General features: G+C 40.5%; 9 protein-coding genes and 1 pseudogene. 8 read left to right on the top strand and 2 right to left on the bottom strand.

Going from position 1 to position 6512, the window contains the following annotated elements; translation table 11 throughout:
* A partial coding sequence (tnpC, locus tag GA0116948_RS20575) for an IS66 family transposase (protein ID WP_139111394.1) occupies positions 1 to 807 on the top strand: 807 nt, incomplete at its 5' end.
* A 25-nt stretch (positions 808 to 832) separates the two neighbouring features.
* Positions 833 to 1546 (top strand): hypothetical protein, encoded by a 714-nt coding sequence (locus tag GA0116948_RS20570; protein WP_089715742.1) that lies wholly within the window; start codon positions 833 to 835, stop codon positions 1544 to 1546.
* A gap of 14 nt (positions 1547 to 1560) precedes the next feature.
* On the opposite strand, the gene GA0116948_RS21845 is transcribed toward GA0116948_RS20570, so the two are convergent.
* A complete protein-coding gene (locus tag GA0116948_RS21845; protein WP_165798554.1) occupies positions 1561 to 1845 on the bottom strand; it encodes a DUF4372 domain-containing protein in 285 nt (94 codons plus the stop codon).
* Positions 1846 to 1890: 45 nt separating this feature from the next.
* On the opposite strand from GA0116948_RS21845, the gene GA0116948_RS20560 reads away from it, so the two are divergent.
* Together GA0116948_RS20560 and GA0116948_RS20555 are read left to right on the top strand one after the other, a co-directional pair.
* Positions 1891 to 2268 carry a polymorphic toxin type 44 domain-containing protein gene (locus tag GA0116948_RS20560; RefSeq protein WP_165798555.1) on the top strand — a complete coding sequence of 126 codons (378 nt, stop codon included), beginning with the start codon at positions 1891 to 1893 and terminating at the stop codon, positions 2266 to 2268.
* A gap of 3 nt (positions 2269 to 2271) precedes the next feature.
* Entirely contained in the window at positions 2272 to 2769 is a 498-nt protein-coding gene (locus GA0116948_RS20555; protein WP_089715737.1) for a hypothetical protein, read from the top strand.
* A 230-nt stretch (positions 2770 to 2999) separates the two neighbouring features.
* Here GA0116948_RS20555 and GA0116948_RS21350 read toward each other — a convergent pair.
* Positions 3000 to 3392, bottom strand: a pseudogene (locus GA0116948_RS21350) (transposase); the annotation flags it as partial.
* An 84-nt stretch (positions 3393 to 3476) separates the two neighbouring features.
* Here GA0116948_RS21350 and GA0116948_RS21140 point away from each other — a divergent pair.
* The 4 genes from GA0116948_RS21140 to GA0116948_RS20530 all read left to right on the top strand — a co-directional run bounded on the left by GA0116948_RS21140 (position 3477) and on the right by GA0116948_RS20530 (position 6142).
* Positions 3477 to 4823, top strand: coding sequence for a DUF4225 domain-containing protein (locus GA0116948_RS21140; RefSeq protein ID WP_165798557.1), 1347 nt, complete (start codon positions 3477 to 3479; stop codon positions 4821 to 4823).
* A 6-nt stretch (positions 4824 to 4829) separates the two neighbouring features.
* A complete protein-coding gene (locus tag GA0116948_RS20540) occupies positions 4830 to 5516 on the top strand; it encodes a hypothetical protein (protein ID WP_089715733.1) in 687 nt (228 codons plus the stop codon).
* 63 nt (positions 5517 to 5579) lie between these two features.
* Positions 5580 to 5873, top strand: a complete 294-nt coding sequence (locus GA0116948_RS20535) for a hypothetical protein (protein ID WP_089715731.1) — start codon at positions 5580 to 5582, stop codon at positions 5871 to 5873.
* Positions 5861 to 6142 carry a hypothetical protein gene (locus GA0116948_RS20530; RefSeq protein WP_089715730.1) on the top strand — a complete coding sequence of 94 codons (282 nt, stop codon included), beginning with the start codon at positions 5861 to 5863 and terminating at the stop codon, positions 6140 to 6142. The genes GA0116948_RS20535 and GA0116948_RS20530 overlap by 13 nt, the downstream gene beginning before the upstream one ends.
* Positions 6143 to 6512: the final 370 nt, after the last annotated feature.

Raw genomic sequence — 6512 nt, 5'->3', positions numbered from 1 at the left:
AACAGTGAATACTTGCATGTAGATGAGACGCCGATAAAGGTGTTGGATAAAGACAAAAAAGGAGAAACCCACAGAGGATATTATTGGGTTTACCACAACTCGCTAAAAGATCTTGTGCTTTTTGACTACCAGCCGGGGCGTGGCCGGGAAGGACCATCGGCAATGCTTAAAGACTTTAAAGGTCACATACAGACGGATGGCTACAGTGGTTATAATTTCCTCCATAAAGAGGAGGGCATTACCCTGTTCCATTGCTGGGCGCATGCCAGGCGCAAGTTTTATGATGCTTTATTAAACGATGAAGCCAGGGCAACTTATGCCCTGGAGCAAATCCAGTTACTGTATACCATAGAGCGCAGTGCACGTGAAGCGGGGATGACTGCCCAGGAAGTATTGGTGCTACGACAGCGGGTAGCAGTGCCTGTTTTGCAGGCATTAAAGGAATGGATGGTAAAGACATACCAGGAGGTAACGCCAGCCAGTGTCATAGGAAAGGCATTGGCTTACACCCTTAAGTTGTGGGATGGCCTGACAGCATACGCCACAGACGGAAAGCTTAACATAGACAATAACCAGGTAGAGAATGCCATCAGGCCGGTAGCGGTAGGCAGAAAAAACTATTTGTTTGCCGGCAGCCACGAAGCAGCACAGCGGAGCGCTATGTTATACTCGCTGTTAGGCACCTGCAAACTACATCGAATCAATCCTTTTGAATGGATGAAGGATGTGTTGCAAAGAATAGGGACATACCCTGTAAATCAAATCAGCAACTTATTGCCGTATCAATGGAGATCTAGTAACTTATAAATGGGTGGTTCACCGGAGGGATCAAATGCACTACAACTACCTGGCCGGCTCCAATAAACTGGACAACATCAAAGACGATGTAGATCCTGCTGCTTACGCGGAGGATATTGATAGCCAGGTAGATGGTAACTATGACTACGATGCAATCGGCAATCTGGTGAAAGACCAGCAGAGCAGCATCGATGATATCAAGTGGGCGGTTTATGGAAAAATTTCGGATATTCATAAAACAACGGGTACGGCTACCACCATCCATTACACGTACGATGTGAGTGGAAACCGTATCAGTAAAACCGTGAATGGGGTACTTACCTGGTATGTGCGGGATGCAACGGGCAATGTGATGAGCATTTACACCCGTGGTGATAATAGCTTGAATACGGGTCATCTTACCCAAATAGAAACAGATATCTACGGCAGTAGCCGCCTGGGTATTGATGAAGGTAAGAAAGACCTGGAGGGAGTAGGAGCAACGGATAATGGGGTGCTGTTTAATTTCAGACGTGGGGAGAAGGTGTATGAGCTGGGGAATCATTTGGGTAATGTGTTATCGACCATTGGCGATGCTAAGCTGCCAGGGAGTAGTAATGGAAATGAAGTAGTAGACTATACGCCAAAGGTGCAAAGTGCAGGGGATTATTATCCGTTTGGTATGCAGGAACCGGGACGGACGTTTAGTAATGTGGGGTACAGGTATGGGTTTAACAAACAAGAACGTTCAGCTGAGATAAATGAGTGATACTGCTTCAGTAATCAGTAATAGATTGTTTCAAAGACCCGGTAGCTGCGCTTGTTATTAGCATCCGATATCGTACTCCGGGCTGGCGCGTTATCCAGCCCCAGGTGAGACAACTTGCCTTTGCAGGCCAGCATCCCCTCGCAAAGCTCTCGCAGCCCATTGCAATAGCTAAATACACCATATAACAATGTTACCAGGTGAACCCTTAAAGGGAGCCGCTTATAATAGCGGTTTGATTTATGCTTCCGGTTAGCAGAATATATTAGTGAATTTGGTATTACATCTAATATTTGTGACAAGACCGGCTGTCCGGGAAATTTTCTACCTTTATCCAAGTTTATCTTTTGAGTGTCGTAACCCAAAATTATAAACTATTGGGGCGTAATTGCCCCTTTCTTATTTTTAACACAACATTTTTCCCGAACAATAGTGATTTAAAATCACAAAAAACTGAAGATGGCACACCTTCATATGCAGCAACAGTTATCGGTGAATGGAGTTTATTAAATGGAACACTTTGGCGATATGATGATTATGGCAACATATCATATGGAATTTTTGGTAAAGCTGCAAATTTTCCCGACAATGATTTATACAAAGGCTCTAATTTAAATCAAATGTGGAAGGATATTTTTGGAGGAACAAGCGGAAATGGAGATGAGCAAAGAGATGTGTTAATGATAATGACAGGTATTGAGAATTATAAATATTTCCAAAAATAGCTTATGAGCAAACTGCTATGTATATTTAGTTTAACAATACTTATCCTAAGTTCTTGTACGCTATCGCAACAGCTTGTATCAAACTTAGAATTGAAAAACAACAAATATTACGGAACGGAAAGTGGGCAACTATTTTCAGGAAAAGCAATAACAAAATTTGACAATGGCATTATTTCAAGTTCCACGGAATTAAAAAACGGAATCCCCAATGGCAAATGGTTTGCTTATGGTTATAAAAATGAAGTAATACAAGAGGGGAAATATATTCCGATTTTTTCAGCCCAATTAGGAAATGAAAAAAAAATTGAAAGACTAAATGTTTGTTTTGGAAAAGAAGGGAATTACTTATTTATTGATGTGTATGCAATTGCAGATAAAAATCTAATAAGTGATACAATAAATTTAAAGAGAACAATAGAGCAATTTCTACAAAAGGAAAATATTATTAGTAATAAGGATAGTATAAATGAATTAAAGGTTGTTATTGGAGAGTTGGAATAGATATTTACGCCGGCGTTGGTGGAGTGTAAAATAAACTGTGTCATTTAATAATTCGTTGATAATCTGATCTCGTTGGGAAGTGATATTTTTTCTGATGATGCGGGAGTATAAAATAAACTATGTCATTTAATAATTCGTTGATAATCTGATCTCGTTAGGAAGTGATATTTTTTCTGATGATGCTGGGTTATATTCTGCCGCTGCAAAAAATGTCACTTTCTAACGAGACTTCATCCCAATCGCAATCGTAGCCGCTCGCCAAATCTAATTGATAATTGAGATACGGTCAAACTCCAGTTTTGTAAGGGTTGCGTCCACTTTTTTTGAATGTGCTGAGTTGCCAAATAGATCAGCTTCAGCAGGGACATATCCGAGGTAAAGGCGCCCTTTGTTTTAGTTACTTTGCGAACCTGGCGATGGAAGCCTTCAATAGTATTGGTGGTATAGATCAACTTGCGGATAGCTGCCGAATACTGAAAATAGGTCGTGAGTTTTTCCCAGTTGCGCCTCCAGGAATCAAGCACTACAGGATATTTTTTACCCCATTTCTCTCCTAATGCTTCCAGCTGATGGGCTGCCTCGTCTTTGGTGACGGCTTGGTAAACCGGCTTCAAATCATTAATGATATCAAGTGGACGGTTTACGGAAAAATTTCGGATATTCATAAAACAACAGGTACGGCTACGACTATTCATTACACGTACGATGTGAGTGGAAACCGTATCAGTAAAACAGTGAATGGGGTGCTTACCTGGTATGTGCGGGATGCAACGGGCAACGTCATGAGCATTTACACCCGTGGTGATAATAGCGTAAATACGGGACATCTTACCCAAATAGAAACAGATATCTACGGCAGTAGCCGGCTGGGTATTGATGAAAGTAAGAAAGACCTGGAGGAAGCCGGAGCAACGGATAATGGTGTGCTGTTTAATTTTCAACGTGGGGAGAAGGTGTATGAGCTGGGGAATCATTTGGGCAATGTGTTATCGACCATCGGAGATGCTAAGCTGCCAGGAAGTAGTAATGGAAATGAAGTAGTAGACTATACGCGAAAGGTGCAAAGTGCAGGTGATTATTATCCGTTTGGTATGCAGGAACCGGGAAGGACGTTTAGTAGTGTGAGATATAGGTATGGATTCAATGGACAAGAGAAATCGGACGAGATAAAAGGTGAAGGAAACTCCTACACAGCGGAGTTCTGGGAATATGATCCGGGTATAGGTAGAAGATGGAGCCTTGACCCCAAACCAATGATAGGAGTAAGCGAGTATGCTGCTTTTAATAGCAGTCCGATACAGTTTAGTGATCCTTTAGGAGATACATCAAAACCAAGCACCGCTCCGATAAGAATAATGGGTGCATTAAATGCCGTAGCAGGAGGAGGAGAAATTATTGCTGGAGCTACATTTGGAGTTACAACGTCCTGGACCGGTTTGGGTGCTGTCGTGGGCGGGGCAGGGGTAGTACATGGTTTAGATGTAGCGGCTGCGGGACTTACGCAACTAGCGAGCGGCAAAGAGACAAAATCCTATACACGACAAGCCATTGCAAGTGGTTTGTCATACGCGGGCGTTTCTGACAATAAGGCCGATGTCATCGCTAGTTATGTGGATATTGGATTGAGTATGGCCTTATCTGCCCGGTCTAGTATTCCAAAGGATGCTACATTTGTTGTGAGTCGGCCAGCAGTGCAAGTTGTGAAGGCAGAAACTCAAGCCGCTAAGACGGGACTTGCAAATCCACAGTTAGTTCAGAAATCTGCAACATTAGCAGAAAGAGCAATTGGAGGTACAGGAGGTGTTGCAGGTACTGCAAAACATCAATACGCATCTAAACTTTTAAATCGTTATCAAAGTATTTACGGTAATCGAGGATTAGAAACAGGGTTATACTTTAATAAAGGTGTTGGTAATCGTGGCTTCCTTGATGTTATTGACTATACGAATGGCATTATATACGATTTTAAGTTTGGTAAAGCTGTTATGAGCCCAGCACAATACAACAAATATTTTAACAACTTCGGATTACCGATACAAGTAATAAGACCGTAATAAAAAATGGCAATAGATAAAGAAATAAAGAAGAAAGTTACTGAGGATTGGTTAAATACTTTTTTTCAGCTTTCTGCATTTGCACAAAACAAATTATACAAAGTAGTTGGCGCTTGTATTATTGGGATAGAGTTGATTAAATCTCCTTTTTCAGAAGATTATAGCCCTTATTTTGTAATATATTCTTTATGGCAAAATGCTGCTAAAACTTGTTTAGTGGGTCCCCTTCTAATGAGGAGATTAAAAAATCCAAAAGGATTACAGTTTGATATTCCTTATGAAAAGCATACAACTTATTTTAATGAAGCTATCGACTGTTTTAAAAAGCAAATTCCAGTTTCATTGAATGGCGATATTACTTTGAAATCATTATTTGATTTTGTGGATAGCCTATTTGGTGATATGTTGGTCAAATCAAATTCAGCAGAACAAGCCAAACTATTTGAGTTAAAATTTTATGCAGCCTTGTATGTAGGAAATCAAATCCAAATGCAAAATGTATTAAATCAAATTGAGCAGTCAAGCAAAAGTTGGAATATGAATATGTTTGAAATGTGGTATGGTAAATTTGATTTGTGGCTTCAAAGTTTGCAGACAATCATATCCAACAGGGATGAATTTTTAAAGCAAATAGAAGTAAACAAGCAGGACAAGAAGATAGCAAAGTTGCAGAGTTCGGAACTCATTGTATAAGAATAGGACTTAACTACTGAAGTAGATGCCGCTAAGGGGGGAAGCAGTACAATATATAGAGCTATGTCACAGGCAGAAGTTAGCGATGTGGCAAAATTTGGCTTTAGGATGAAGGCGGGAGGATATGAAACAGGTAAATTATTTGCCCCGACACTTGATGAGGCTACTCAATTTGGTAAGTATAACTTTGGATTAGATGGCATTACCAATACAATTATGAAAGTCAGGGTTCCTAATAGTGTATTGAATGGAGCCACAAGATTTGGGGCTGATGGTATGAACGCAATATCAATTCCAGCTAATCAATTAAAATTTCTGCAAGGCACACCATTAAATTATAGTCCGTGGTTAAGATAAGAGCGCATATCAAACTTTACGAGAAAGGTCGAGAAACACCATTTAGTAATGGATATAGACCATTGTTTAATTTTATTGAAGAAATGAAAACATCTGGTAGAATTGATTTGATAGATAGAGAACAATTTTGTCCAGGAGAGGAAGGGGAAGTTGAAATTGTATTTTTGAACAAAGGCTATTTAGGTAGTGATTTTGATATAGGAAAAATGTTTCTTTTTGGAGAAGGTTCAGAACCTTTAGGAGAAGGAACTGTAAAAGAAATACTATAAGACAAAAGCCAGGACGTGCCGGGCTTTTGTTATTTATGAGTGTCTTGCCTTATGGAGTTTAGGGGTTCCGTACCTCTGTCAATGAAAGTTACGTTTTTATGAAAAATCTCGTAATGCGTGCATAGCCTTCTAAGAGCTTCTTTGAATATCAGAATATCACCGGCATATGCAGTTTGATAAATGAGTGTAACATTGGCGCCATGAGTGTGAACCTGCCGAAAGTGGGAGAGCCGCTGCAATACAACTACAGCTATGATCTGCTGAACCGTATCATCGGCATGCAAACCATCCGTAACCTGAATGTGGCCACCAACAACTGGACACCGGTAGCAGTATCCGACTTTGGCGAAACGGTGACCTATGACCCGAA

The sequence above is a fragment of the Chitinophaga costaii genome (assembly GCF_900094705.1).
In the GTDB taxonomy this organism is placed as follows: Bacteria; Bacteroidota; Bacteroidia; order Chitinophagales; family Chitinophagaceae; genus Chitinophaga; species Chitinophaga costaii.
This window is presented reverse-complemented; position numbering and strand designations above follow the sequence as displayed.

Coding starts and splice junctions, on each gene's coding strand:
- GA0116948_RS20570 (WP_089715742.1), top strand. CDS start 833: ATGCACTACAACTACCTGGCCGGCTCCAATAAACTGGACAACATCAAA.
- GA0116948_RS20555 (WP_089715737.1), top strand. CDS start 2,272: ATGAGCAAACTGCTATGTATATTTAGTTTAACAATACTTATCCTAAGT.
- GA0116948_RS20540 (WP_089715733.1), top strand. CDS start 4,830: ATGGCAATAGATAAAGAAATAAAGAAGAAAGTTACTGAGGATTGGTTA.
- GA0116948_RS20535 (WP_089715731.1), top strand. CDS start 5,580: ATGTCACAGGCAGAAGTTAGCGATGTGGCAAAATTTGGCTTTAGGATG.